This window comes from Streptomyces sp. NPDC021212, from assembly GCF_044332925.1.
In the GTDB taxonomy this organism is placed as follows: domain Bacteria; phylum Actinomycetota; class Actinomycetes; order Streptomycetales; family Streptomycetaceae; genus Streptomyces.
Genome location: NZ_JBIRPZ010000003.1, coordinates 285,016 through 306,351, shown reverse-complemented (window position 1 = coordinate 306,351; position 21,336 = coordinate 285,016). Strand labels below are relative to the sequence as shown.

At 72.5% G+C, this 21,336-nt stretch carries 24 protein-coding genes and 1 pseudogene; 10 read left to right on the top strand and 15 right to left on the bottom strand.

The annotated features are described in order from the left end of the window. Window positions 1–7: 7 nt before the first annotated feature. Window positions 8–1,162: an Mrp/NBP35 family ATP-binding protein gene (locus ACH4SI_RS09630; RefSeq protein ID WP_398294526.1), complete on the top strand. Its 1,155-nt coding sequence runs from the start codon at window positions 8–10 to the stop codon at window positions 1,160–1,162. A gap of 61 nt (window positions 1,163–1,223) precedes the next feature. On the opposite strand, the gene ACH4SI_RS09625 is transcribed toward ACH4SI_RS09630, so the two are convergent. The 5 genes from ACH4SI_RS09625 to sigE all read right to left on the bottom strand — a co-directional run bounded on the left by ACH4SI_RS09625 (window position 1,224) and on the right by sigE (window position 6,128). Further along, a complete protein-coding gene (locus ACH4SI_RS09625; RefSeq protein ID WP_398294524.1) occupies window positions 1,224–1,883 on the bottom strand; it encodes a hypothetical protein in 660 nt (219 codons plus the stop codon). Window positions 1,884–2,001: 118 nt separating this feature from the next. Next, complete coding sequence (locus tag ACH4SI_RS09620; RefSeq protein ID WP_398294522.1) at window positions 2,002–2,472, bottom strand: sec-independent translocase; 471 nt, start codon at window positions 2,470–2,472, stop codon at window positions 2,002–2,004. 125 nt (window positions 2,473–2,597) lie between these two features. Beyond that, window positions 2,598–4,205 carry a trypsin-like peptidase domain-containing protein gene (locus ACH4SI_RS09615; RefSeq protein WP_398294520.1) on the bottom strand — a complete coding sequence of 536 codons (1,608 nt, stop codon included), beginning with the start codon at window positions 4,203–4,205 and terminating at the stop codon, window positions 2,598–2,600. Between the two features lie 220 nt (window positions 4,206–4,425). Further along, entirely contained in the window at window positions 4,426–5,328 is a 903-nt protein-coding gene (locus ACH4SI_RS09610; RefSeq protein ID WP_398294518.1) for a zf-HC2 domain-containing protein, read from the bottom strand. Beyond that, the gene (sigE, locus tag ACH4SI_RS09605; RefSeq protein ID WP_398294516.1) at window positions 5,325–6,128 is read right to left on the bottom strand and encodes an RNA polymerase sigma factor SigE; all 804 of its coding nucleotides are present in this window, start codon (window positions 6,126–6,128) and stop codon (window positions 5,325–5,327) included. The genes ACH4SI_RS09610 and sigE overlap by 4 nt, the downstream gene beginning before the upstream one ends. A gap of 131 nt (window positions 6,129–6,259) precedes the next feature. Here sigE and ACH4SI_RS09600 point away from each other — a divergent pair, with 131 nt between their 5' ends. Next, complete coding sequence (locus ACH4SI_RS09600) at window positions 6,260–6,928, top strand: O-methyltransferase (RefSeq protein ID WP_055548063.1); 669 nt, start codon at window positions 6,260–6,262, stop codon at window positions 6,926–6,928. A 103-nt stretch (window positions 6,929–7,031) separates the two neighbouring features. Here the strand turns inward: ACH4SI_RS09600 and ACH4SI_RS09595 are convergent, their stop codons facing one another. Continuing rightward, window positions 7,032–7,199 (bottom strand): DUF3117 domain-containing protein, encoded by a 168-nt coding sequence (locus ACH4SI_RS09595; RefSeq protein WP_003966491.1) that lies wholly within the window; start codon window positions 7,197–7,199, stop codon window positions 7,032–7,034. Window positions 7,200–7,424: 225 nt separating this feature from the next. Here ACH4SI_RS09595 and ACH4SI_RS09590 point away from each other — a divergent pair, with 225 nt between their 5' ends. After that, window positions 7,425–8,243, top strand: a complete 819-nt coding sequence (locus tag ACH4SI_RS09590) for an enoyl-CoA hydratase-related protein (protein ID WP_398294513.1) — start codon at window positions 7,425–7,427, stop codon at window positions 8,241–8,243. Window positions 8,244–8,269: 26 nt separating this feature from the next. Here the strand turns inward: ACH4SI_RS09590 and ACH4SI_RS09585 are convergent, their stop codons facing one another. Further along, window positions 8,270–8,866 (bottom strand): DNA-3-methyladenine glycosylase I, encoded by a 597-nt coding sequence (locus ACH4SI_RS09585; RefSeq protein ID WP_398294511.1) that lies wholly within the window; start codon window positions 8,864–8,866, stop codon window positions 8,270–8,272. Further along, window positions 8,863–9,246 (bottom strand): DivIVA domain-containing protein, encoded by a 384-nt coding sequence (locus ACH4SI_RS09580; protein ID WP_398294509.1) that lies wholly within the window; start codon window positions 9,244–9,246, stop codon window positions 8,863–8,865. The genes ACH4SI_RS09585 and ACH4SI_RS09580 overlap by 4 nt, the downstream gene beginning before the upstream one ends. Window positions 9,247–9,382: 136 nt before the next feature. Between ACH4SI_RS09580 and folP the strand changes: the two genes are divergently transcribed. Further along, on the top strand, window positions 9,383–10,243 hold the full coding sequence (gene folP / locus ACH4SI_RS09575) for a dihydropteroate synthase (RefSeq protein ID WP_398294507.1): 861 nt from the start codon (window positions 9,383–9,385) through the stop codon (window positions 10,241–10,243). A gap of 33 nt (window positions 10,244–10,276) precedes the next feature. Here the strand turns inward: folP and ACH4SI_RS09570 are convergent, their stop codons facing one another. Continuing rightward, window positions 10,277–11,023 (bottom strand): TIGR00730 family Rossman fold protein, encoded by a 747-nt coding sequence (locus ACH4SI_RS09570; RefSeq protein WP_398294505.1) that lies wholly within the window; start codon window positions 11,021–11,023, stop codon window positions 10,277–10,279. Between the two features lie 160 nt (window positions 11,024–11,183). Further along, window positions 11,184–12,254 (bottom strand): succinyl-diaminopimelate desuccinylase, encoded by a 1,071-nt coding sequence (dapE, locus tag ACH4SI_RS09565; RefSeq protein ID WP_398294503.1) that lies wholly within the window; start codon window positions 12,252–12,254, stop codon window positions 11,184–11,186. 109 nt (window positions 12,255–12,363) lie between these two features. Here dapE and ACH4SI_RS09560 point away from each other — a divergent pair, with 109 nt between their 5' ends. Together ACH4SI_RS09560 and ACH4SI_RS09555 are read left to right on the top strand one after the other, a co-directional pair. Beyond that, window positions 12,364–13,281, top strand: a complete 918-nt coding sequence (locus ACH4SI_RS09560; RefSeq protein WP_398294501.1) for a hypothetical protein — start codon at window positions 12,364–12,366, stop codon at window positions 13,279–13,281. Window positions 13,282–13,484: 203 nt separating this feature from the next. Continuing rightward, window positions 13,485–14,120: an ATP-binding protein gene (locus ACH4SI_RS09555; protein ID WP_398294499.1), complete on the top strand. Its 636-nt coding sequence runs from the start codon at window positions 13,485–13,487 to the stop codon at window positions 14,118–14,120. Between the two features lie 78 nt (window positions 14,121–14,198). Here ACH4SI_RS09555 and dapC read toward each other — a convergent pair whose 3' ends face one another. Together dapC and fdxA are read right to left on the bottom strand one after the other, a co-directional pair. After that, on the bottom strand, window positions 14,199–15,320 hold the full coding sequence (gene dapC, locus ACH4SI_RS09550) for a succinyldiaminopimelate transaminase (RefSeq protein WP_398294497.1): 1,122 nt from the start codon (window positions 15,318–15,320) through the stop codon (window positions 14,199–14,201). A gap of 117 nt (window positions 15,321–15,437) precedes the next feature. Continuing rightward, on the bottom strand, window positions 15,438–15,764 hold the full coding sequence (fdxA, locus tag ACH4SI_RS09545; RefSeq protein ID WP_014054705.1) for a ferredoxin: 327 nt from the start codon (window positions 15,762–15,764) through the stop codon (window positions 15,438–15,440). A 112-nt stretch (window positions 15,765–15,876) separates the two neighbouring features. Here fdxA and ACH4SI_RS09540 point away from each other — a divergent pair, with 112 nt between their 5' ends. After that, window positions 15,877–16,896, top strand: a complete 1,020-nt coding sequence (locus ACH4SI_RS09540) for a GNAT family N-acetyltransferase (RefSeq protein WP_398294495.1) — start codon at window positions 15,877–15,879, stop codon at window positions 16,894–16,896. A gap of 5 nt (window positions 16,897–16,901) precedes the next feature. Continuing rightward, window positions 16,902–17,756: a transglutaminase-like domain-containing protein gene (locus ACH4SI_RS09535; RefSeq protein ID WP_398295213.1), complete on the top strand. Its 855-nt coding sequence runs from the start codon at window positions 16,902–16,904 to the stop codon at window positions 17,754–17,756. Window positions 17,757–17,768: 12 nt separating this feature from the next. Here the strand turns inward: ACH4SI_RS09535 and ACH4SI_RS09530 are convergent, their stop codons facing one another. After that, the gene (locus ACH4SI_RS09530; protein WP_398294493.1) at window positions 17,769–18,407 is read right to left on the bottom strand and encodes a response regulator; all 639 of its coding nucleotides are present in this window, start codon (window positions 18,405–18,407) and stop codon (window positions 17,769–17,771) included. Between the two features lie 131 nt (window positions 18,408–18,538). Here ACH4SI_RS09530 and ACH4SI_RS09525 point away from each other — a divergent pair. Continuing rightward, a pseudogene (locus tag ACH4SI_RS09525) lies at window positions 18,539–18,659 on the top strand (XRE family transcriptional regulator); the annotation flags it as partial. Between the two features lie 67 nt (window positions 18,660–18,726). After that, on the top strand, window positions 18,727–19,278 hold the full coding sequence (locus tag ACH4SI_RS09520; protein ID WP_398295210.1) for a TetR family transcriptional regulator: 552 nt from the start codon (window positions 18,727–18,729) through the stop codon (window positions 19,276–19,278). A 105-nt stretch (window positions 19,279–19,383) separates the two neighbouring features. On the opposite strand, the gene ACH4SI_RS09515 is transcribed toward ACH4SI_RS09520, so the two are convergent. Next, window positions 19,384–20,595: a sensor histidine kinase gene (locus tag ACH4SI_RS09515; protein WP_398294491.1), complete on the bottom strand. Its 1,212-nt coding sequence runs from the start codon at window positions 20,593–20,595 to the stop codon at window positions 19,384–19,386. Next, window positions 20,592–21,335 (bottom strand): ABC transporter permease, encoded by a 744-nt coding sequence (locus tag ACH4SI_RS09510; protein WP_398295208.1) that lies wholly within the window; start codon window positions 21,333–21,335, stop codon window positions 20,592–20,594. The genes ACH4SI_RS09515 and ACH4SI_RS09510 overlap by 4 nt, the downstream gene beginning before the upstream one ends. Window position 21,336: the final 1 nt, after the last annotated feature.

Sequence of the window (21,336 nt, the reverse complement as noted above, 5' to 3'; positions counted from 1 at the left end):
TCTCCGTATGGCTACCGACACTGTCCCGGCACCGAGCGAAGGCGCGGTGCGCGCCGCACTCGCCACGGTCAACGACCCGGAGATCCACAAGCCGATCACCGACCTCGGCATGGTCAAATCCGTCGAGATCGCGGCGGACGGCGCGGTCGCGGTGGTGGTGTATCTCACGGTCTCCGGCTGTCCGATGCGGGAGACGATCACCAGCCGGGTGAAGGACGCGGTCGGCCAGGTCGCCGGGGTGACCGGGGTCTCGGTCGAGCTGGACGTGATGAGCGACGAGCAGCGGCGCGAGCTGACCGCCTCGCTCCGCGGCGGCCAGGCCGAGCGCGAGGTGCCCTTCGCCAAGCCCGGCTCGCTGACCCGGGTGTACGCGGTGGCCTCCGGCAAGGGCGGCGTCGGCAAGTCGTCGGTGACGGTCAACCTGGCCGCCGCGATGGCCGACGACGGGCTCAAGGTCGGTGTCGTGGACGCCGACATCTACGGCCACTCGGTGCCGCGCATGCTGGGCGCCGACGGGCGGCCCACCCAGGTCGAGGACATGATCATGCCGCCGTCGGCGAACGGCGTGAAGGTGATCTCGATCGGGATGTTCACCCCGGGCAACACCCCGGTGGTGTGGCGCGGACCGATGCTGCACCGCGCCCTCCAGCAGTTCCTGGCCGACGTCTACTGGGGTGACCTCGACGTCCTGCTGCTGGACCTGCCGCCGGGCACCGGCGACATCGCGATCTCCGTCGCCCAGCTCGTGCCGGGCGCCGAGATCCTGGTGGTGACGACGCCTCAGCAGGCCGCCGCCGAGGTGGCCGAGCGGGCGGGCTCGATCGCCGTCCAGACCCACCAGAAGATCGTCGGCGTCGTGGAGAACATGTCCGGGCTGCCCTGCCCGCACTGCGACGAGATGGTCGACGTCTTCGGCACCGGCGGCGGGCAGAAGGTCGCCGAGGGACTGTCCCGGACCACCGGGACGACGGTGCCGGTGCTGGGCTCCATCCCGATCGACGTACGGCTGCGCGAGGGCGGCGACGACGGCAAGCCGGTCGTGCTGTCCGACCCCGACTCCCCCGCCGGCAGCGCGCTGCGGGCGATCGCGGGCAAGATCGGCGGGCGGCAGCGGGGCCTCGCGGGCATGTCGCTGGGCGTCACGCCGCGCAACAAGTTCTGAGGGCCGCGGCAGGGGCGGCCCCGCGGGGCCGCCCCTGCCGTGTCCACACGATCTGCGCGATCTACGCGTCGTAGCCGGTGATGTCCTTGATCACCGAGAAGCCCAGGCCGTAGGCGCTCATCCCGCGCCCGTACGCCCCGATGTGCACGCTCTCGCCCGCCGATCCGGCCAGCACCCAGCCGTACTCCGACTCGCGGTAGTGGAAGTCGGTCGGCACGCCGTCCACCGGCAGCGACAGCGGGGACCACTCCTCGCCGTCCAGGGCATCCGCCAGCTCCCAGGCGATCGCGGTCTGCTGGTCCAGCCAGTCCTGGCGCAGCCCCCGCTCCATGCGGGTCGGCCAGGTACATGACAGCAGGCCCGCGCCGGCCAGCCAGGCGGCCGAGGCGACCGAGGTGGCCTCCAGCTTGCCGGTGCCGTCCGCGCTGTCCCGTACGGGGCGGCCGCCGACCGTCACCACCGCCGTGAAGCGCTGCTGGTCCATGGGGGTCTCGACGCGCAGCGACGGCTCCTCGCCGTGCCCGGTCGAGCCGTACTCCACCCGGCCGTCGGCGGCCACACCCACCTGCATGAGCCAGCGCGGCCCGGTGAACGCCTCGTCAAGGCCGTACCAGGGGAAGGCGGCCATCAGATAGCCGTCGACGCTCCGCCGGGCCTCAGCGGGCATCCCCTGCGTCGCACCGTCCACCCCTTGCACCCCTAGCCGACTCGTCGTGCCCATGTGCGCGGAGCCTCCTCGTTGCCCTTCGTCGTGGGCGGCCCGCCCCCCTTCGGGCGACCTCACCCCGGACAAAGGGAGGATAGCCATACGGGTCAACCAGCCCGGGCATACGGTGGGATCAAGTGGCGTCGGAGTCGAAAGGCGGACGGTCCTCACGAGACTGATCATCGCGCTTGCGCAGCAGGTCAGGGGTGCCGGAATCGCCCTTGGACAGGGACGGCGGAGTGGCGCCGGAGCCCCCTGAAGAGCCGTGTGCGACGTCACTCTCCCGGCCGTTCACGGAGTCGGCGACCTCGGCCATCTCCTTGCGGAGGTCGAACCCGTTCTGGATCTCCTTGAGGCCCAGCTCATCGTTGTCGAGCACATGCTTGCGCACGAAGGTCCTGGGGTTCAGGTCCTCGAACTCGAAGTCCTTGAACTCGGGCCCCAGCTCGGAGCGGATGTCCTCCTTGGCGCTGTCGGAGAACTCCCGGATCTTGCGGATGAACTGCGACACGTCCCGGATGACCTTCGGAAGCTTGTCCGGGCCGAAGATGAGCACCGCAAGGACAACGAGCGCGACGAGCTCGAGAGGTCCTATGTCCAACACCTTGCAGCTCCTAGAAGACGTCCGAAAGCCTGACTCGGCCACTCAATACCGTACCGGTCGGCAGGGTCGGCGCGGGAGACGCCCGGGCCAACATCGGGGGCCGACGGGTGTCCGCCAGGCCTGTCCTAGCCGTCACTGCTCGCCGAGCCCAGCGTCAGCTCCACGGTGCGCTCGTCGCCGTCCCGCTTCACGGTCAGCCGGAGCCGGTCGCCGGGGCGGTGGCTGCGGATCTTGACGATCAGCTCCTGGCCGCTGTGCACCCGGACGCCGTCCACCTCGGTGATCACGTCACCGGCCTTGATCCCCGCCTTGTCGCCCGGGCCGTCCGGGGTGACCGGCGGGCCCTCGGCACCCTTGCCGTTCACCCGGGCACCGTCGCCCGTGTACTCCATGTTGAGCGTGACGCCGATCACGGGGTGGGTGGCCTTGCCGGTGTTGATCAGCTCCTCGGCGACCCGCTTGCCCTGGTTGATCGGGATCGCGAAGCCCAGGCCGATGGAGCCGCCCTGGCCGCCCAGCCCACCGCCGCCGCCGTCGTCGGCAGCCCGGATGGCGCTGTTGATCCCGATGACCCGCGCCTTGCCGTCGACCAGCGGGCCGCCGGAGTTGCCCGGGTTGATCGGGGCGTCGGTCTGGAGCGCGTCGACGTAGGAGATGTCGCTGCCGTCCTCCTTCTCGCCGCCCGCGGTGATCGGGCGCTCCTTGGCGCTGATGATCCCGGAGGTGACCGTGCCCGCCAGGTCGAACGGGGCGCCGATCGCCACCACCGGGTCGCCGACCCGGACGGAGTCGGAGTTGCCCAGCGGCAGCGGACGCAGCCCGGAGACGCCCTCGACCCGGATGACCGCCAAGTCGTACCCGGCGTCCCGTCCGATCAGCTTGGCGCGGGCGGTCTGGCCGCCGTTGAACGTCACCGATATGTCGCCCTCGGAGCCGGCGGGCGCCACGACATGGTTGTTGGTGAGGATGTGGCCCTGCTTGTCGAGGACGAACCCGGTGCCGGTGCCCTCCTCGGAACTGCCGCTGACATGGATGGTCACCACGCCCGGCAGGGCGCGGGAGGCGATGCCCGCGATGCTGCCCGGGGACCGGGTGCCCTTTTCCAGCGGGGCCTGCGGAAGCTTGACGTCGACGCCCCCGGTGGCCCGGTCCCGCTCGACGTACGCGCCGATCCCGCCGCCCAGGCACCCCGCGACCAGCGCGATCAGCAGGACGGCGACGAACGCGCGGCGGCGGGAGACCACCTTGCGCTCGGCGGGCTGCGGGGCCACGGTCCAGGGGTCGTAGCTCTGCCACTGGGCCGGCACCGGGGCACCCTCGGGGTGCGGAACGGGCGGCGGCAGCTGGGTGCCGTGCGGAGGAGTCACCACCCCGGGCTGCGGAATCCCGGGCTGTGGAGCGGCGTGCGGTGCGGGCTGCGGGACGGCGCCGGGCGGCAGGTGGGTGCCGTGCGCCGGGGTCGTGCCCGGGTGCTGTACGGGCGGGGCGGGGGCCCAGGGCCCGGGGCCGCCGTAGGGCGGGGTGCTGTACGGATCGGGCTCGTGCAGCGGCCGCCCGGCGCCCGCCGGGGCCCCGTCCGCCGGCTCGCGGCCGTCCCCGGCGCCGGATGGCGGCGCCGTGTCCGCTGCCGTCTCCTCCGAGGGCTCCGCGCCGTCCGTCTGCCGGTCGCCGGGTCGTGCGACCGGACGGCTCCACCACTTCGGCTTGGGCCCGGGGGCCTTCCGCTCGTCCATGATCTCCCCAAGTTCCCGCAAGCGATCGCCAACCGCGCCGCCCGGGTCATACGTCACCGCGACTCTTCGGCTCGCCCGCGGCCACCGTCGGGGGTGCCCCCGACAGGGCAGGGCTGCCCGACAGCGATTCAATCAGTCCGCCCGGGCCCGCGTGGCGGAACGAGCGGAACGACCGGACGTGTGAGCGATTTGGCGCGGAATCCCCGGGTTGCGAATGCCCCTAGGGCGGGGGTGTGCTGAAGCCGAGGTAGGGGGTGCGCGACGCGGCGGGCTGGGTCGGGCCCTCCATCTGGGTCGGCGCGGGCGCCGCCGGGGTGGAGTTCGGGACCCGCAGCAGGTCCGTGACCGACAAGGCCGGCTGTATCAGCGGGTTCACCGCGGCGCCGGAGGGGGTCAGCACCGGGTGGCTCGGGGTCGCGCTCGGGGAGGGGAGCGCGGCGGGGCGCGTCTCGGTGGTGGCCAGCAGGCCGATGTCGCGGCCGGTCCGCTCGCGGGCGCCCGTGCCGACGGTGTCGACGTCGACCGGGGTGACCGCGCTGTCCGAGCCGTCCGTCCGGGGGCCGGGGTCGACCGCCGCCTCCAGCGGCAGGGCGGCGCCGAGCGCGAAGGCGGCCAGGGAGACCGCGCCCGCGGCCGCGAAGGCGAAGCGGCGGCGCGGCGCGGGACGCTCGACCTCATGGATCCGGAAGCCGCGCTCCCGCTGACTGGAGACCGCGGCGACCGGGTCCACCGCCACCGCGGGCAGGTAGGCGAACGTCTCCCGTCTGCGCTCCGACGCCCGCACGTCCGGGGTGTCGCCCCGTACGTCCCGGGCGCCGCCGCGCAGGCCGAGGACGCCCGGGTCCGCGAAGGGGGAACCGCTTCCCGGGCCGTCGTCACCGCCGACGGCCGGGAGGCCCTGCAGACGGGCGAGGAAGCCCTCGGACGGCGCCGGGGGCGCCGTCTCGGCGAAAACGCTCTTCAGCCGCCGCTGCGCGTCGGCCTCCGCCTTGCACTTACAGCACGTCGCCAGGTGTGCGAGCACGCGCTCACGCGCGTCATGCCCGAGTTCGCCGTCGACCAGAGCCGCAAGGCGGTCGCCGAGATGCTGCTCGGCGGGGGACGGACCGCCTGATCGGGTCACGCGATCCCGACCTCCCCACTCAGCCGCGGTCCGGAGACCCGCGGCGCGACAGCGGCGACCTCGCGCTGCTGCTCGGCGCGCGCGCCCGCCGGGGCGCGGTGCTGCAGCGCCTTGCGCAGATGGGAGCGGCCACGGTGGATCCGGCTGCGCACGGTGCCCAGCTTGACGCCGAGCGTCGCGGCGATCTCCTCGTACGACAGGCCCTCGATGTCACAGAGCACGACGGCCGCGCGGAACTCCGGCGCGAGGGTGTCGAGCGCCTGCTGCACGTCGGCGTCGAAGTGGGTGTCGTTGAAGTGCTGCTGGGGAGAGGGCTCACGGCTGGGGAGCCGCTCGGCCGCGTCCTCGGCCAGGGCGTCGAAGCGGATGCGCTGCCGACGGCGGACCATGTCGAGGAAGAGATTGGTGGTGATGCGGTGCAGCCAGCCCTCGAAGGTGCCCGGGGTGTACGTCGACAGCGAGCGGAAGACGCGGACGAACACCTCCTGGGTGAGGTCCTCGGCGTCATGCTGGTTACCGGTGAGGCGGTAGGCGAGGCGGTACACCCGTGCGCTGTGCGTGCTGACGATCTCCTCCCAGGTGGGAGGCGTCCACGCCGGGGAATCCCCTTCCGCACCGAACGACGCGGTGGTGGCAAAGGTCGCGGTGGTGGAGTCGGCGGAACGGGAACGGTCAGCGGTGTCGGTCACGGATCTCGGCTCGCCCGCTGACCTGCGAAAGCGCCGTAGCACTCGCCGGTCACCGGCCGCAGCCGCACCTCCCCTGTCGGCTCTGGTGGTGTCCAGTAGAGCCCCTACCATATCCACCTCGCCCGTTAGCTCCGGATAAGTATTTTTGACCTGCATTTGGCCGTGATCCATATGGTCCCCCCTTCTCTCCTCAACGCCTGGTCCCATCTGCGGGTTCCCGTGCGCAGCGGATACAGTCACCGTTGCGCCAACTACGGGGACAGGAGAGGGTCATTACCGGCAACCGGCAGACGAGCTGGGCGTTCGCCGACGCGTTTGTCGCCGAGGACGAAGCCCTTCACTGGGCCCGTGACCGGGCCCGGGAAGCAGGGCTGCGCTCGGTGTCCGCGGGCACCGGCGCGGCGCTGCGGCTTCTCGCTGCCGCCGCGGACGCCAAGGCCGTCGCCGAGATCGGCACCGGGACCGGCGTCTCCGGTATCCACCTGCTGCACGGAATGCGCCCCGACGGCGTGCTGACCACCGTCGACACCGAACCCGAGATGCAGCAGTTCGCCCGGCAGGCGTTCCGGGCCGCGGGCTTCGCCGGAAACCGGGCGCGCTTCATCCCCGGCCGCGCCCTGGACGTCCTCCCCCGGCTCGCCGACGGCGGCTACGACCTGGTGTTCTGCGACGGTGACCGGCTGGAGTGCCTGGACTACCTGGAGGAGGCGCTGCGGCTGCTGCGGCCGGGCGGCCTCGTCTGTTTCGAGGGCGTCTTCGCCAACGGGCGGACCGTGGACTCCGCCGCCCAGCCCGCCGAGGTGCTGCGGCTGCGTGAGCTGCTGCGCACCGTGCGCGAGTCCACCGTGCTCCAGTCCTCGCTGCTCCCGGTCGGGGACGGCCTGCTGTGCGCGGTCAACCGCGGCGGCTGAGGCCGCACCTCCGCACGGCCCCGGACCTCACAGCACCGCCCCGGCGTCCGGTACCTCGTACCGGACGCCGGGGCGGAGCTCGGGTGATGGTGGGGCCGGTGGCTCAGCCGACAACCTTCTTCAGTGCGTCGCCGAGCGCGTCGGCCTCGTCGGGTGTCAGCTCGACGACGAGCCGACCGCCGCCTTCGAGCGGAACGCGCATGACGATGCCCCGCCCCTCCTTGGTCACCTCGAGCGGGCCGTCGCCCGTCCGCGGCTTCATGGCCGCCATGCTCGTTCCCCTTCCTGAAACCAGCTCATCGCAGCCGACAACCCAGGCGTCACCGGCATCGAACACGTTGCTTCTCTGTCATTATCCCGCATGCCATGACCCGATGACCAACATCGGTCGGCACCCCCCGTGCAAGGCGCTCCCCCAAAACCACTCAATTCGGGGAGGCGATCGCGATAACGTACGCCCGCCGCGACCGAACATCTGCCCACGGGAGGGCCGCATATGACCGACACCGTGCTCTACGAGCAGGCCGACGGGCTCGCGACGATCACTCTGAATCGTCCCGACGCCATGAACGCGCTCAACATCGACACCAAGGTGGCACTGCGTGACGCGCTGCTCCAGGCCGCCGAGGATCCGGCGGTCCGGGCCGTCCTGCTCACCGGCACCGGGCGCGCGTTCTGCGTCGGGCAGGACCTCAAGGAGCATATCGGGCTGCTGGCCGCCGACCGCGAGGCGCCCGCCCGGGGCGAGCAGGGCGAGGGCTCGACGATGACCACCGTCTCGCTGCACTACAACCCGATCGTGACCGCGATCGCCGGGATGCCGAAGCCGGTGGTCGCGGCGGTGAACGGGGTCGCGGCCGGGGCCGGGGCGGGCTTCGCCTTCGCCGCCGACTACCGGATCGTGGCCGACACCGCCTCGTTCAACACCTCGTTCGCGGGCGTCGCGCTCACCGCCGACTCCGGCGTCTCCTGGACCCTACAGCGCCTGATCGGCCACGGCCGCGCCGCCGACCTGCTGCTCTTCCCGCGCGGCGTCAGCGCGGCGGAGGCGCTGGAGCTGGGCATCGCCAACCGGGTCGTCCCCGCCGCGGAGCTGCCCGCCGAGGCGGTGGCGGTTGCCCGCCGACTGGCCGAGGGCCCGACCGCGGCCTACGCGGCGATCAAGGAATCCCTCGCGTACGCGTCCTGCCACAGCCTCACCGACTCCCTGACCAAGGAGGACGAGCTGCAGCGCCGGGCGGGCGCCTCGGAGGACCACCGCACCGCGGTGGACGCCTTCGTCCAGAAGCAGCAGCCGAGGTTCACCGGCCGCTGACCCGCATCGACGCGACCGGCCCGGGCTCAGACGCGGTCGCGGACGTGGCAGTCGGCCAGGTGGTCGTTGACCAGGCCGCACGCCTGCATCAGCGCGTAGGCCGTGGTGGGCCCGACGAAGCGGAAGCCGCGCTTCTTCAGCGCTTTGCTGAGCGCCGTGGACTCCGGGGTGATCGCCGGGACGTCGGCGAAGGTGCGCGGGACCGGGCGGGTGGCGGGGTCGGGGGCGTGGGACCAGATCAGCTCGTCCAGCTCGCCCTCGGCCAGCTCCGCCGCGGCCCGGGCGTTGCCGATCGTGGCCGCGATCTTGGCCCGGTTGCGGATGATGCCGGGGTCGGCGAGCAGCCGCTGCTCGTCGGCCTCGGTGAACTCCGCGACCGCCTTGATCCGGAAGTCGGCGAAGGCGGCCCGGAACCCCTCCCGGCGGCGCAGGATCGTGATCCAGGACAGCCCGGACTGGAACGCCTCCAGGCAGATCCGCTCGTACAGCGCGTCGTCGCCGCGGACCGGGCGCCCCCACTCCGTGTCGTGGTACACCCGGTAGTCCGCCATGGACTCGGACTCCAGCCCCCACGGACAGCGCGCCAGGCCGTCCGCTCCGGCAACCGTCCCCTGACCGCTCACGATCCGCTCCCCTCGAAGTCCGCCGGGTACTCCGGCGGGTAGTCCCCCAGGCCCTCGGCCGGCTTGCCGTCCCCGAATCCCGGGGGCCGCGCGCCCGCCAGGGCCGCCTCCAGCTCCGCGATCCGGGCGTCCCGCTCGGCCAGCTCGGCGCCGAGCCGCCCCAGCACGTCGTCCACGTCCGCCATCCGGTAGCCGCGCAGCGTCATCGGCAGCCGCAGCGCCTCGATGTCCTCCCGGTCCAGCGGGCGGTCGGCGGGCAGCGGGTCGTCCAGCCGGTCGGGCGGCGCCTCGGACAGCTGGCCCCCGTCACCGCCGCCGACGACGGCGAGGGTGACTGCGCCGACCACGACGACCAGCGTGATCAGCAAGAACAGAAACACGGTGATCGTTCTCCTCGGCTAGGGCGGTCGGCCATGACGTCGCGCGCGACGCCGGCCCCCGTCAACTGTCTGACCCGATCGTGCCATGCCCCACTGACAGTTATCGTCGCTGCCGGACACCTGAGAGGAAGTACGCATGCTGCGGCTGGGCCGACGCGAGTTCGACGAGAACGAGCGAGTAATCATGGCGATCGTCAACCGGACACCCGACTCGTTCTACGACCAGGGTGCGACATTCCGCGACGAGCCCGCGCTCACCCGCGTCGAGCAGGCCGTCGCGGACGGCGCGGCGATCATCGACATCGGCGGGGTGAAGGCCGGTCCCGGGGACGAGGTGAGCGCCGCCGAGGAGGCGCGGCGCACGGTCGGCTTCGTGGCCGAGGTGCGGCGGCGCCATCCGGACGTGGTGATCAGCGTGGACACCTGGCGGCACGAGGTCGGCGAGGCGGTCTGCGCGGCGGGCGCGGACGTGCTCAACGACGCCTGGGGCGGGGTCGACCCCAAGCTGGCCGAGGTCGCCGCCCGGTACGGCGCCGGGCTGGTCTGTACGCACGCGGGCGGGGCCGACCCGCGCACCCGGCCGCACCGGATCGGCTACGACGACGTGGTGGCGGACATCCTGCGGGTCACCCTGGGGCTCGCGGAGCGCGCGGCCGAGCTGGGCGTCCGGCGCGACGGGATCATGATCGACCCGGGTCATGACTTCGGGAAGAACACCCGCCACTCGCTGGAGGCCACCCGGCGGCTCGGGGAGCTGAGGGAGACCGGCTGGCCGGTGCTGGTCTCGCTGTCCAACAAGGACTTCGTGGGCGAGACGCTGGACCGCCCGGTCAAGGAGCGGGTGATCGGCACGCTCGCGACGACCGCGGTCTCCGCCTGGCTGGGCGCCCAGGTCTACCGGGTGCACGAGGTGGCCGAAACCCGTCAGGTGCTGGACATGGTGTCGTCCATCGCGGGCCACCGGCCCCCGGCGGTCGCCCGCCGGGGACTGGCCTGATGAGGCACCGGCCCGATCACGCCCCGGGGGCGGTCAGCCGGACTCCTTGGTCACCAGGTCGACCACCTCGTCGATGTCGTCGGTGAGGTGGAACAGCTCCAGGTCCTGCGGGGACGCCTTGCCCTCGGCGATCAGCGTGTTCTCCAGCCAGTCGACCAGGCCGCCCCAGTAGGAGCTGCCGTAGAGGACGATCGGGAACTGGGTCACCTTCTTCGTCTGCACCAGGGTCAGAGCCTCGAAGCATTCGTCGAGGGTGCCGAGTCCGCCCGGCAGAACGACAAATCCTTGAGCATACTTGACAAACATTGTTTTTCGGACAAAGAAGTAGCGGAAGTTCACGCCGATGTCGACGTACGGATTCAGCCCCTGTTCGTACGGCAGTTCGATGCCGAGGCCGACGGAGACGCCGCCCGCCTCGACCGCGCCGCGGTTGGCGGCCTCCATCGCGCCGGGACCGCCACCGGTGATCACCCCGAACCCGGCCTCGGCCAGGGCCCGCCCGATCTTCACCCCGGCCTCGTACTCCGGTGACCCCTCGGGCGTGCGGGCGGAGCCGAACACGCTCACCGCCCGTCCGAGTTCGGCCAGCGTGCCGAAGCCCTCGACGAACTCCGACTGGATGCGCATGACCCGGAACGGGTCCTCGTGCACCCAGTGGGTGGCCCCCTGGGTGTCCAGCAGCCGCTGATCGGTCGTGCCCGGCCGCATCTGGTGGCGACGGCGCACGACCGGGCCCAGACGCTGCTCGTGCAGCGCTCGCTCTTCCTCGGCGTTGCCCATCTGTGTGCTCCCTTCGCCAAGATCTGCCAAAGATCTGTCGTTCAGCGTAGGCCCACCGGGCGGCGAAAAGCCGAAATCCGCGCCACGCTCATCTGTTCTCTGATCTGCGGAGAAGCGGACGACGGCGTTCGACCCCGGGGTCTCGGTGGCCCGAGGCGGCTCAGGCGGTCAGCCAGACCCGCAGCCGCTCCTCGGCCTCCAGGATCAGCGCGGTGTCCACGTGCTCCTCGCGGGTGTGGGCCAGCTTCGGGTCGCCCGGGCCGTAATTGACGGCGGGCACGCCGAGCGACGAGAAGCGGGCGACGTCGGTCCAGCCGAACTTGGGGGCCGCCTCGCCGCCGATCGCCGCCACGAAGGCGGCGGCCGACGGGTGGGAGAGACCGGGCAGGGCGCCGGGCGCGGAGTCGGTGGCGGTCACGTCGAAGCCGTCGAAGACCTCGCGGACGTGGGCGAGCGCCTCCGCCTCGGAACGGTCAGGGGCGAAGCGGTAGTTCACGGTCACGGTGCAGGCGTCGGGGATGACGTTGCCCGCGATCCCGCCCTCGATGCCCACCGCGTTCAGCCCCTCGCGGTAGGTGAGCCCGTCGATGTCCACGTGCCGCGGCCGGTATCCGGCCAGCCGGTCGAGGATCGGGGCGGCCTTGTGGATGGCGTTCTCGCCGAGCCAGCTGCGCGCGGAGTGGGAGCGGTGCCCGCCCGTGGTCACCCGCACCCGCAGGGTGCCCTGGCAGCCGCCCTCGACCTTGCCCTCGGTGCCCTCCAGCAGCACGGCGAAGTCGGCGGCCAGCCACTCCGGGTGGTGCTCGGCCAGCCGCTTCAGGCCGTTCAGCTCCGCGGCGACCTCCTCGTGGTCGTAGAAGACGAAGGTGAGATCGCGGTTGGGCTCGGGCACGGTCGCGGCGACGCGCAGCTGCACGGCGACGCCGGACTTCATGTCGGAGGTGCCGCAGCCCCACAGCGTGCCGTCCTCGTCCAGCCGGGACGGCACGTTGTCGGCGATCGGCACGGTGTCGAGGTGCCCGGCCAGCACGACCCGTTCGGCACGCCCCAGGTTCGTGCGGGCGACGACGGCGTCCCCGTCCCGGTCGACGGTCAGGTGCGGCAGGGCGCGCAGGGCCTGCTCGACGGCGTCGGCGAGCGCCTTCTCGTCGCCGCTGACCGAGGGGAAGTCGACGAGCCAGGCGGTGAGCCGGGCCGCGTCCAGGGACAGGTCGAGTGCTGGGTGTTCCATACCCGCGACCCTAGCCGTTCCGTTCCGGCGGCCCTCTCCCGGACTCGGGCGCGTGGCCTTCCCCACCCCCTGGCCCTGTGCGGCACCGGCGTCCGAGCCACCCAGTAACGTGTGCCGCGTGCCCCGGTCCGTCTTCTCCAGCCGTCCCCGCCTGCTCCGAGCCGCGGTCGCGTGTGCCGTACTGCTGGGGCTCGCCGCGTACGTATCGGTCCATGTGCTGACCGGTGGCAGCGGGCCGCCGCGCTGCGTCGCGCGGGCGGAGGGCGGCGATGTGCTGCTCGACCCCGAACAGGCCGTGAACGCCGCCACGATCGAGGCCGTGGCCGCCTCCCGCGGGCTCCCGGAACGGGCCGTCACCATCGCGCTCGCCACCGCGCTCCAGGAGTCGGGGCTGCGCAACATCACCCACGGCGACCGGGATTCGCTCGGCCTGTTCCAGCAACGCCCGTCGCAGGGCTGGGGGACGGCACGGCAGATCCAGGATCCGGTGTACGCGGCCGCGAAGTTCTACGACCACCTGGTGAAGGTGCCCGGTTACTCGCGGCTGCCGCTCACGGTGGCCGCGCAGCGGGTGCAGTACAGCGGTTTCCCGCAGGCGTACGCGAAGCACGAGACGGAGGCCGTGGTGCTGACCGCCACCCTCACCGGGCGTGCGGCGGCCGCCTTCAGCTGCCCGGGCCCGCCGGACGACGGCAAGACGGGCGATCCGGCGCGTGTCCAGGCGGCGCTGAAGCGGGAGTTCGGGGCGGACGTCCGGTCGCGGCCGGCCGCGGCGGGACAGGGCGGCGGCAGGCACGCGGCGACCCCGCGGGAGGTGCTGGTGCCGGTGGCCGACACCTCGGCCCGGGGCGGCCGGACGGAGCGCGCCTGGGAGCTGGCGTATTGGGCGGTGGCTCACTCGGACGAGTTACGCATCGAACGGGTCTCTTACGGCAAGCACGTATGGAGCGCGCGGAATTCAGGGGACGGCTGGCGCACGTCCGACAAGAGTTCCGGGTCGGACATACGGCTCGCCCTCACGCGATAACGGGATAGATCGTCGCAGCTCAGCACGGTTGACGGGGCGTTGAGCTGTCGTTGTGGACGCATGTTTTGTGCGTAAACGGATAATGCGACGCATTATCAATTCTTTACCTTGACGTACCGCAACCTTCGGGCGGCTCACGCGGTATTCACTGCGTCCGATCGCTGGACACTTCACGCCATATGTCCCCCCGTCAAAGGAGAACCATGTCCCTCCCTCTCACGCGTCGGATCGCCCGGACCGCGCTGCTGGTCGCAGCGAGCGCGACCCCCGTGGTCGGTGCCGCCGGCGCCGCGAGTGCGGCGGATCCGGCCCTTCCGCACACTCCCAAGCTGGGCGGGCTGAGCGCGCTGGACCCCTCCTCCGTCGGTGAGCTGGCCGACAGCGCCTCGCAGCAGGCCGGGCGGACCGTCAAGGAGCTTCTCCCGGCGAAGGTCACTCCGGCGCAGACCGCCCCGGCCACGTCCGCGCCCGCCAAGCCCGCCAAGCCCGCCACGGCGGCGAAGGCCGCCCCGGCCAAGAGCCAGGCCGTGGCCCACGCCGCCGAGGACAGCAAGGGGAAGGGCAAGGGCGGCGCCCACGCCAAGGGCAAGGGCGGTCTGCACGCCAAGGGCAAGATGGCGGGCATGAGCAAGGGCCTGGCCAAGGGCAAGGGCCTCCACGCCAAGGGCGCCCCGGTGCGCCCCGCCCCGGCTCCGCTCCCGGCGCCCGCCACGGCCCCGGCACCGGCTCCGGTCGCCGCCCCGGCGCCGCAGCAGGCCGCCCCCAGCACCCCGCAGCAGACCGACGAGCTGCCGATCAAGGGCCTGCCCTCGATGAAGGGCCTCCCGCTGCTGGGCTGATCGGCTGATGAGCCGATGGGCTGAAACGCCGGGTGCCCCCGGCCGCCACGGCGGCCGGGGGCACCCTCGCGGTCGTCGTCAGGCGGCCAGGCGGCGGACCGCGGCCGCCACGCGCTCGTCCGTCGCGGTGAACGCGACGCGGACGTACCCCCCGCCCGCCGGGCCGTAGAACTCGCCGGGCGCCACCAGGATGCCCAGCTCGGCCAGCGCGCCGACGGTGTCCCAGCACGGCTCGTCGCGGGTCGCCCACAGGTACAGCGACGCCTCGCTGTGCTCGATGCGGAAGCCGTACCCCTCCAGCGCACCGCGCAGCGCGGCCCGCCGCGCCTCGTAAGCCGCGCGCTGCTCCGCGACGTGCTTGTCGTCGCCGAGCGCGGCGACCGTCGCGGCCTGCACCGGCGCGGGCACGATCATCCCGCCGTGCTTGCGGATCTTCAGCAGTTCGCCGAGCACGCTCTCGTCACCGGCGAGGAACGCCGCGCGGTAGCCCGCCAGGTTGGACCGCTTGGACAGCGAGTGGACCGCGACCAGCCCGTCGAAGCGCCCGCCGGAGATCTCCGGGTGCAGGACGGACATCGGGTCCGCCTCCCAGCCCAGCTCCAGATAGCACTCGTCGCTGACCAGCAGCACCCCGTGCGCCCTGGCCCACTCGACCGCGGCCCGCAGCTCGTCCTTCGACAGCACGCGGCCGGTGGGGTTGGACGGCGAGTTCAGCCACAGCAGCTTCAGCCCCGCCGGGTCCAGCTCCGTCCCCGCGGCGCCGGCCGCAAATGTCTCCGCGTCGTACGGCACCGGTTCGGCGCCCGCGAGCCGCGCGCCCACCTCGTACGTCGGGTAGGCGAGCCGCGGGAAGGCGACCTTGTCGCCGGGGCCGAGACCGAGCTGCGTCGGCAGCCAGGCCACCAGCTCCTTCGAACCGACCACGGGCAGCACCTGGGTGTGGGTGACGCCCTCCGCGCCCAGCCGCCGCTCGACCCAGCCGGTCAGCGCGTCCCGCAGCGCGGGGGTGCCCCAGACGGTCGGATAGCCGGGGCTGTCCGCGGCGCCGGCCAGCGCGGTGCGGATCAGCTCGGGGACCGGGTCGACGGGGGTGCCCACCGAGAGGTCGACGATGCCGTCCGGATGGGCGGCGGCGGTCGCCTTGTACGGTTCGAGCCGGTCCCAGGGGAAGACCGGGAGGCGGGCGGAGACGGGTGGCACGGGGTGGCTCGCTTTCTTCGGAACATCCCGGGGTGGAAGCCCGGGAACAGCCCGGTCCCGCAGGCCACATGCCATACGGGACCGAAGGCCGCGCCGGGGCTCAATGCCCGGGCAGGGTCACTCGTCGTGCTCCTGCGGCGGAAGCGCGGCGATGAAGGGGTGGTCGCGCTCGATCAGGCCGAGCTTGCTCGCACCGCCGGGCGAACCGAGCTCGTCGAAGAACTCGACGTTCGCCTTGTAGTAGTCCTTCCACTCTTCCGGAGTGTCGTCCTCGTAGAAGATCGCCTCGACCGGGCAGACCGGCTCACAGGCCCCGCAGTCGACGCATTCGTCCGGGTGGATGTACAAGGACCGCTGGCCCTCGTAGATACAGTCGACGGGGCACTCCTCGATGCACGCCTTGTCCTTCAGGTCGACACAAGGCTGCGCGATGACGTAGGTCACGCTGTCGTTCCTCCTCTTAGGGCTGTATCGCGCGGGAGCGCGGCGTCGTCGATGCCCGCACCTAGTATCTCCGTTCCTGGGCACCAGACGCACATGAGGGGTTGGCAGAGCAGTGGATTTCACCACCGGCGGACGGCTCGAGGTCCGTATCACCCCCGCTGACGTGCAGAAACGAGTGTCGGTGAGGATGCTTACGGACGACTTGAGCGGCCCGGACAAGTTCACCGACGTGGTCGGCGTTCTCACATCGTGGACCGAAGGTGTGCTGCACATCACTCGACGCACCGGGGAGTCCGTCCGGATCGAGGAGTCGTCGCTGGTCGCGGGCAAGGTGGTGCCCGCCGCACCGGCCCGCCGCCGGGGCCCGGCGGCGAACGCGCGCGAGCTGGACCGGGTCGCCGCGCGCGGCTGGCCACCCGCGACGAGCGAGCGGCTGGGCGACTGGGAGCTGCGCGCGTCCGGCGGGTTCACCCGCCGCGCCAACTCCGTCCTGCCGCTCGGCGACCCCGGCTGCGGGCTCGACGAGGCGCTGCGCCGGGTGACCGCATGGTACGCCGAGCGCGGGCTGCCCGCGTACATCCAGGTCAGCACGGGCGCCGAGGGCACCCAGGAGGTGCTGGCCGCGGAGCTTGAGGCGCGCGGCTGGATCCGGGAGGTCTCCGCGCAGGTGCGCATCGCGGCCCTGGCCCCGATCGCCGACCAGGACGCCGACGTCTCGGCGGTGACGCTCTCCCGGCGGATCGACGACGACTGGCTGGCCCGCTACCAGCGCTCCTCCCGGCCCACCCCCGAGGCGCTGTCGGTGCTCTCCGGCGGCCCGTCGGTGTGGTTCGCGACGATACGCGGCGGCGAGTCGGCAGAAGAGGCCCCGGACGCGATCGGGCGCTGTGTGGTGGACGGCCGCTGGGCCGGGTTCGCGGCGATGGAGACCGCCCCGGAGCGGCGCCGGCAGGGCCTGGCCCGGGCCGTGATGACCGCGCTGGCCCGCACCGCCCTGGACGAGGGCGCCTCGGCCGCGTACCTCCAGGTCGAGACGGACAACGGCGACGCCCACGCCCTCTACGACGGCATGGGGTTCACCCTCCACCACAGCTACCACCACTGGCGCGCGCCCAGCACCGACAGTGCGTGAACGACATGGACGACAAGAACGACATGAACGACGCCGACGAGACGTCACCGCGCCGGAGGTTCGCCGACGCGGCCCGCGAGGAGCGTCCCGACCTGGCCCTGCTGTGCCTGCTGATGGGCATGGAGGCCGACGACGGGCTGGACGAGGCCGGAATCGACGAGGCGCAGATCGAACTCGACCGGCTGGCCGGTGAGGTCCCGTTCGCCCCCGGCGGCCCCGCCGCCTGGGCCGACGCGCTCGCCCGGGTCCTCGGCGAGCGGTACGGCTTCCGGGGCTCCGCGGCCGACTACCGGCGGCTGGAGTCCTCGCTGCTGCACCAGGTGCTGCGGCGCCGCCGGGGGCTGCCGATCCTGCTGTCCCTGGTGTGGATGGAGGTCGCGCGGCGGGCGGGCGCACCGGTGTACGGGGTCGCGCTGCCGGGCCACTTCGTGGTCGGCTTCGGCGATCCGTACGGGGAGCATGTGCTGGCCGACCCGTTCGACGGCGGCCGGAGGCTGTCCGGCCAGGACGCGGCGCTGCTGGTGTCGGGGGTGACCGGCGAACCGCCGGAGCCGTCGGTGCTGGGCCCGGCCGATCCGCTGGACATCATGCTGCGCATCCTCAACAACGTCCGCGCCTGGGCCGCCGCCCGCCCCGAACGCACCGACGTCCAGCTGTGGGCTGTCGAGCTGGCGCTGCTGCTGCCCAGCCACCCCGCGCGGCTGCGCTACGAGCGGGCGCAGCTGCTGGTGGAGCGCGGCGACTTCCTCACGGGGGCGCGGGAGCTGGAGAGTTACGCGGAGGTGGTGGCCATGATGGAGCCGGAGGCGGCGGAGGCGGTACGGCGCCAGGCGCACGCGGCCCGGGCGCGGCTCAACTGACCGAGCGTCCGGTCAAAGCCAGCCCTTGTCGCGGGCGATGCGGACCGCGTCGGCCCGGTTGCGGGCGGCGGTCTTCTGGATGGCCGTGGAGAGGTAGTTGCGGACCGTGCCCTGCGACAGGCCCAGCGCCCGGGCCAGCTCGGCGTTGGTCGACCCGTCCGCGGAGGCGCCCAGCACCTCGCGCTCCCGTGCGGTCAGCGGGCTGGGCCCGTCCACCAGCGCCGCCGCGGCCAGCGTCGGGTCGATGACCCGCTCCTCGCGCAGCACCCGCCGTATCGCGTCCGCGAGCTGGGCGGCGGGGGCGTCCTTGACCAGGAAGGCGTCCGCGCCGGACTCCATGGCCCGGCGCAGATAGCCGGGGCGGCCGAAGGTCGTGAGGATCACGATCCGTACCCCGGGCAGCGCCCGGTGCAGCGCGGCGGCGGCCTCGATGCCGCTCAGCCCCGGCATCTCGATGTCCAGCAGCGCGACATCGGGCCGGTGGTCCCGGGCCGCGTCCACGACCTCGTCGCCGCGGGCCACCTGGGCGACGACCTCGATCTCGTCCTCAAGACCGAGCAGCGCGGCCAGCGCCTCCCGCACCATGGACTGGTCCTCGGCGAGGAGGACTCTTATACCTCTTATGGGGCGGTGCCCGTCGGGGTCGGCCATGGAGCCAGCGTATGGCCTGCGAACAGCACGGACACGAGCAGGGAGAGGGCTACGCTCCCGTGCCATGGCTGAGGCGTTCGTCGGTGACGATGGGCACCACCGCCCATGCGGCGGCCGACGCCGGACTTCCGCGACCGGATCTGTCGATCGTAGCTGCACACGCCGCTGAACGAGGCGGACACCGCGGGGAAGCTGGAATGGCCGGCGTCGCCGGAGGGCCGGCGCGGGGCGATGTACCCCATGGCGGGATAGCGGCGGTGCTACGAAGACGGAACGTACGCGCGGCAGGCAACGTGATGCGGATGCCACGCGGGCCGCGCTGCTCGGCGCTGCCCGCGAACTGTTCGCCCGCCACGGATATGAGGCTGTGACCGTTCGGGACATAGGAGAGCATGCCGGCGTCGACGCCTCCCTGATCGCGCGGTATTTCGGCAGCAAGGCTGCCTTGTACCGGGCGGCGGTGGACGAGGACAGCCTGAACGTGAACGTGTCGCCCGAGACGCTCGACCTGGGGGCCTTCACCGTGGAGGCGCTGCACCGAGCCGACCGTAGAGGCGCGCCGGGCCCTGTCGTCCAGGCCCTCCTCTCCCGGAGCGACGTCGCCGAAGCGCGTACCACCGCGGCAGACGAAGTACGCACCCGCCTGATATCTCCGCTCGCCAACCGACTCGCGGCCGAGGGAGCCGACGATCCCGTCGGCCGGGCCGAGGTCCTGATCTCCTGCTTGATCGGCGTCATCGCCCTGCGCACGAGCAGCAGCTTCGAGCGGCTGTCGGCGATGAGACCTGAAGAGATCGGTGCCATCCTCGAGGCCGCCGCGCAAACGCACATCGAGCCCGCACAGCGTGTGCCCGGCTCCGCCGCCAAGTAAGCCCAAAAGGTGTTGCGGGCAATGACGTCGGCCTTGGCGACCAGGACCGGTCGACCGTAAGCGCCGATGTCCCATTCCGTCGACCGCGTATCGGGCGGCGGCCGGTCAGGGCTCGGGGGCGGGCTCCACGGCGAGATCCGCGCTCCGGGAGAGCGGGGCGAGGGCGCGGAGGGTGAAGCCGCCGTGGTCGTTCGGGCCGGTCTCCAGGCGGCCGTCGGCCAGCTGGAGCCGCTCGGCGAGGCCGGTCAGTCCGTTGCCGTGCGGGCCGGTCGCGCCGCGGCCGTCGTCGGTGACGGTCAGGCACAGCTCGTCGCCCACCTCGGTGAGGGCCACGGTGCAGCGGCGCGCCCCGCTGTGCCGGACCACGTTGGTGACCGCCTCGCGCAGCGCCCAGGCCAGCGCGCCCTCCTGGTCGGGCGGCAGGTCCGGGTGGTGGGCGCCGGCCCGGTGCAGGTCGGCGACGATGCCCGCGGCGGCGAGCGCGGTGCGGGCCCCGGCCAGCTCGGCCTCCAGGGTGGGGCGGCGGAAGCCGCTCACCGCCTCCCGCACGTCCACCAGGGCCTGCCGGCCGACCCGTTCGATGTCGGCGACCTGCTGCGCCGCCTGTTCGGGCTTGCCGGGCAGCATCCGCCCGGCCAGTTCGCTCTTGAGCGTGATCAGCGAGAGCGAGTGGCCCAGCAGGTCGTGGAGATCGCGGGCGAGCCGCAGCCGCTCCTCGTTGGCGGCGAGCTGGGCGACGGTGGCGCGGGCCTCGCGCAGCGCCCGGGTGGTACGGACCATCTGCCCCACCGCGCTCATCGCGAAGCCGCCGAGCAGGGAGGGGACGACCAGGGCGGACATGAGGTCGTGCGAGCTGCGGACCAGCAGGCCGGCGCCCACCATGGCGACGGTGTTCAGCGGGATCGCCCACCGGGCGAGCCGCGGCGGCAGGACCGCGCCGAAGGCGACGGAGACATAGACGGCGAGCACCAGCCAGGCGTCGCCCAGGGTGACCGTGAGGACGGCGGCGAGCGCGCAGATCGCCCCCAGCGGCCGGTTGATGGCAGTCTGGTCCAGGTTCCGGCCGGTGTACCGGAACACCAGCAGCAGATAGATGGTGACGAAGACCAGTAGGCCGAGCGCGCCGAACACGGTGGCGGGGACGGTGTGGTGGCCCTCCGCGAGGTCGCTCACCGGCGCGCCCAGGTAGGCCATCCAGATCCCGATCCACAACAGCTTGATCAGGGCCTGCCGCCGGTTCTCGGGACTCCGGCCGATGGCCGGAGCGTTCGTGTCGTCGTCGGCCGCCGCGTTGCGCCACCAGGTCGGCCGGTTCATGTCGTGCGGGTGTCCTTGCGGTACAGCCAGGCCGCAGCGCCCACGAAGAGGACCAGATAGCCGGCGAGCAGTGCCACGTCCTTGGCGTGCGGGGCGTTGCCCACCTCGATGGCCTGGCCGAGCGCGGCGTAGGCGTGGGTGGGCAGCCAGTCGCCGATGTTCCGCACCCACTGCGGGTAGGAGGCCATCGGCATCCACAGGCCGCCGAGGATCGACAGACCGAAGTAGATGATCATCGTCAGGGGCCGCACCGCGTCACCGGTGGCCAGATAGCCGATGGCCACGCCCAGGGCGGCGAAGACGAGCGAGCCCGCCCAGATGGCGCCGGTCAGCGCGAGCCACTGCCAGGCGGCGTCCAGCCGCACGCCCTTGGCGGTGGCGGCCACGACGAAGACGATCACGATGGAGGGCAGGGTGGAGACCGCGGCCGAGGCGATCTTGGCCGCCACATAGCCGCGTCCGGGCAGCGAGGTGAGCCGCAGCTGCCGCACCCAGCCGCCTTCGCGCTCCTTGGCGATCTGCTCGCTGTTGCCCATCAGGGCGGCGGTCAACGCGCCGAAGGAGGCCATCGCGACCATGTAGTAGAGCGGCATCGACAGAGCGGTGCCGGGGGTGATGTCCGTCTTCTTCGAGCCGCCCGCGATCATCAGGAAGAGCAGCGACGGGTAGATGACCGTGAAGAACATGAACCTCTTGTTGCGCAGTGCGCGGACGATCTCCAGCTTGGCCAGGGTCGTCATC

What these genes read in the sequence shown, in the direction of transcription:
- ACH4SI_RS09630 (WP_398294526.1), top strand. Translation starts at nt 8, where the DNA reads ATGGCTACCGACACTGTCCCGGCACCGAGCGAAGGCGCGGTGCGCGCC.
- ACH4SI_RS09625 (WP_398294524.1), bottom strand. Translation starts at nt 1,883, where the DNA reads ATGGGCACGACGAGTCGGCTAGGGGTGCAAGGGGTGGACGGTGCGACG.
- ACH4SI_RS09615 (WP_398294520.1), bottom strand. Translation starts at nt 4,205, where the DNA reads ATGGACGAGCGGAAGGCCCCCGGGCCCAAGCCGAAGTGGTGGAGCCGT.
- sigE (WP_398294516.1), bottom strand. Translation starts at nt 6,128, where the DNA reads ATGGTAGGGGCTCTACTGGACACCACCAGAGCCGACAGGGGAGGTGCG.
- ACH4SI_RS09595 (WP_003966491.1), bottom strand. Translation starts at nt 7,199, where the DNA reads ATGGCGGCCATGAAGCCGCGGACGGGCGACGGCCCGCTCGAGGTGACC.
- ACH4SI_RS09590 (WP_398294513.1), top strand. Translation starts at nt 7,425, where the DNA reads ATGACCGACACCGTGCTCTACGAGCAGGCCGACGGGCTCGCGACGATC.
- folP (WP_398294507.1), top strand. Translation starts at nt 9,383, where the DNA reads ATGCTGCGGCTGGGCCGACGCGAGTTCGACGAGAACGAGCGAGTAATC.
- ACH4SI_RS09570 (WP_398294505.1), bottom strand. Translation starts at nt 11,023, where the DNA reads ATGGGCAACGCCGAGGAAGAGCGAGCGCTGCACGAGCAGCGTCTGGGC.
- dapE (WP_398294503.1), bottom strand. Translation starts at nt 12,254, where the DNA reads ATGGAACACCCAGCACTCGACCTGTCCCTGGACGCGGCCCGGCTCACC.
- ACH4SI_RS09555 (WP_398294499.1), top strand. Translation starts at nt 13,485, where the DNA reads ATGTCCCTCCCTCTCACGCGTCGGATCGCCCGGACCGCGCTGCTGGTC.
- ACH4SI_RS09535 (WP_398295213.1), top strand. Translation starts at nt 16,902, where the DNA reads ATGGACGACAAGAACGACATGAACGACGCCGACGAGACGTCACCGCGC.
- ACH4SI_RS09530 (WP_398294493.1), bottom strand. Translation starts at nt 18,407, where the DNA reads ATGGCCGACCCCGACGGGCACCGCCCCATAAGAGGTATAAGAGTCCTC.
- ACH4SI_RS09515 (WP_398294491.1), bottom strand. Translation starts at nt 20,595, where the DNA reads ATGAACCGGCCGACCTGGTGGCGCAACGCGGCGGCCGACGACGACACG.
- ACH4SI_RS09510 (WP_398295208.1), bottom strand. Translation starts at nt 21,335, where the DNA reads ATGACGACCCTGGCCAAGCTGGAGATCGTCCGCGCACTGCGCAACAAG.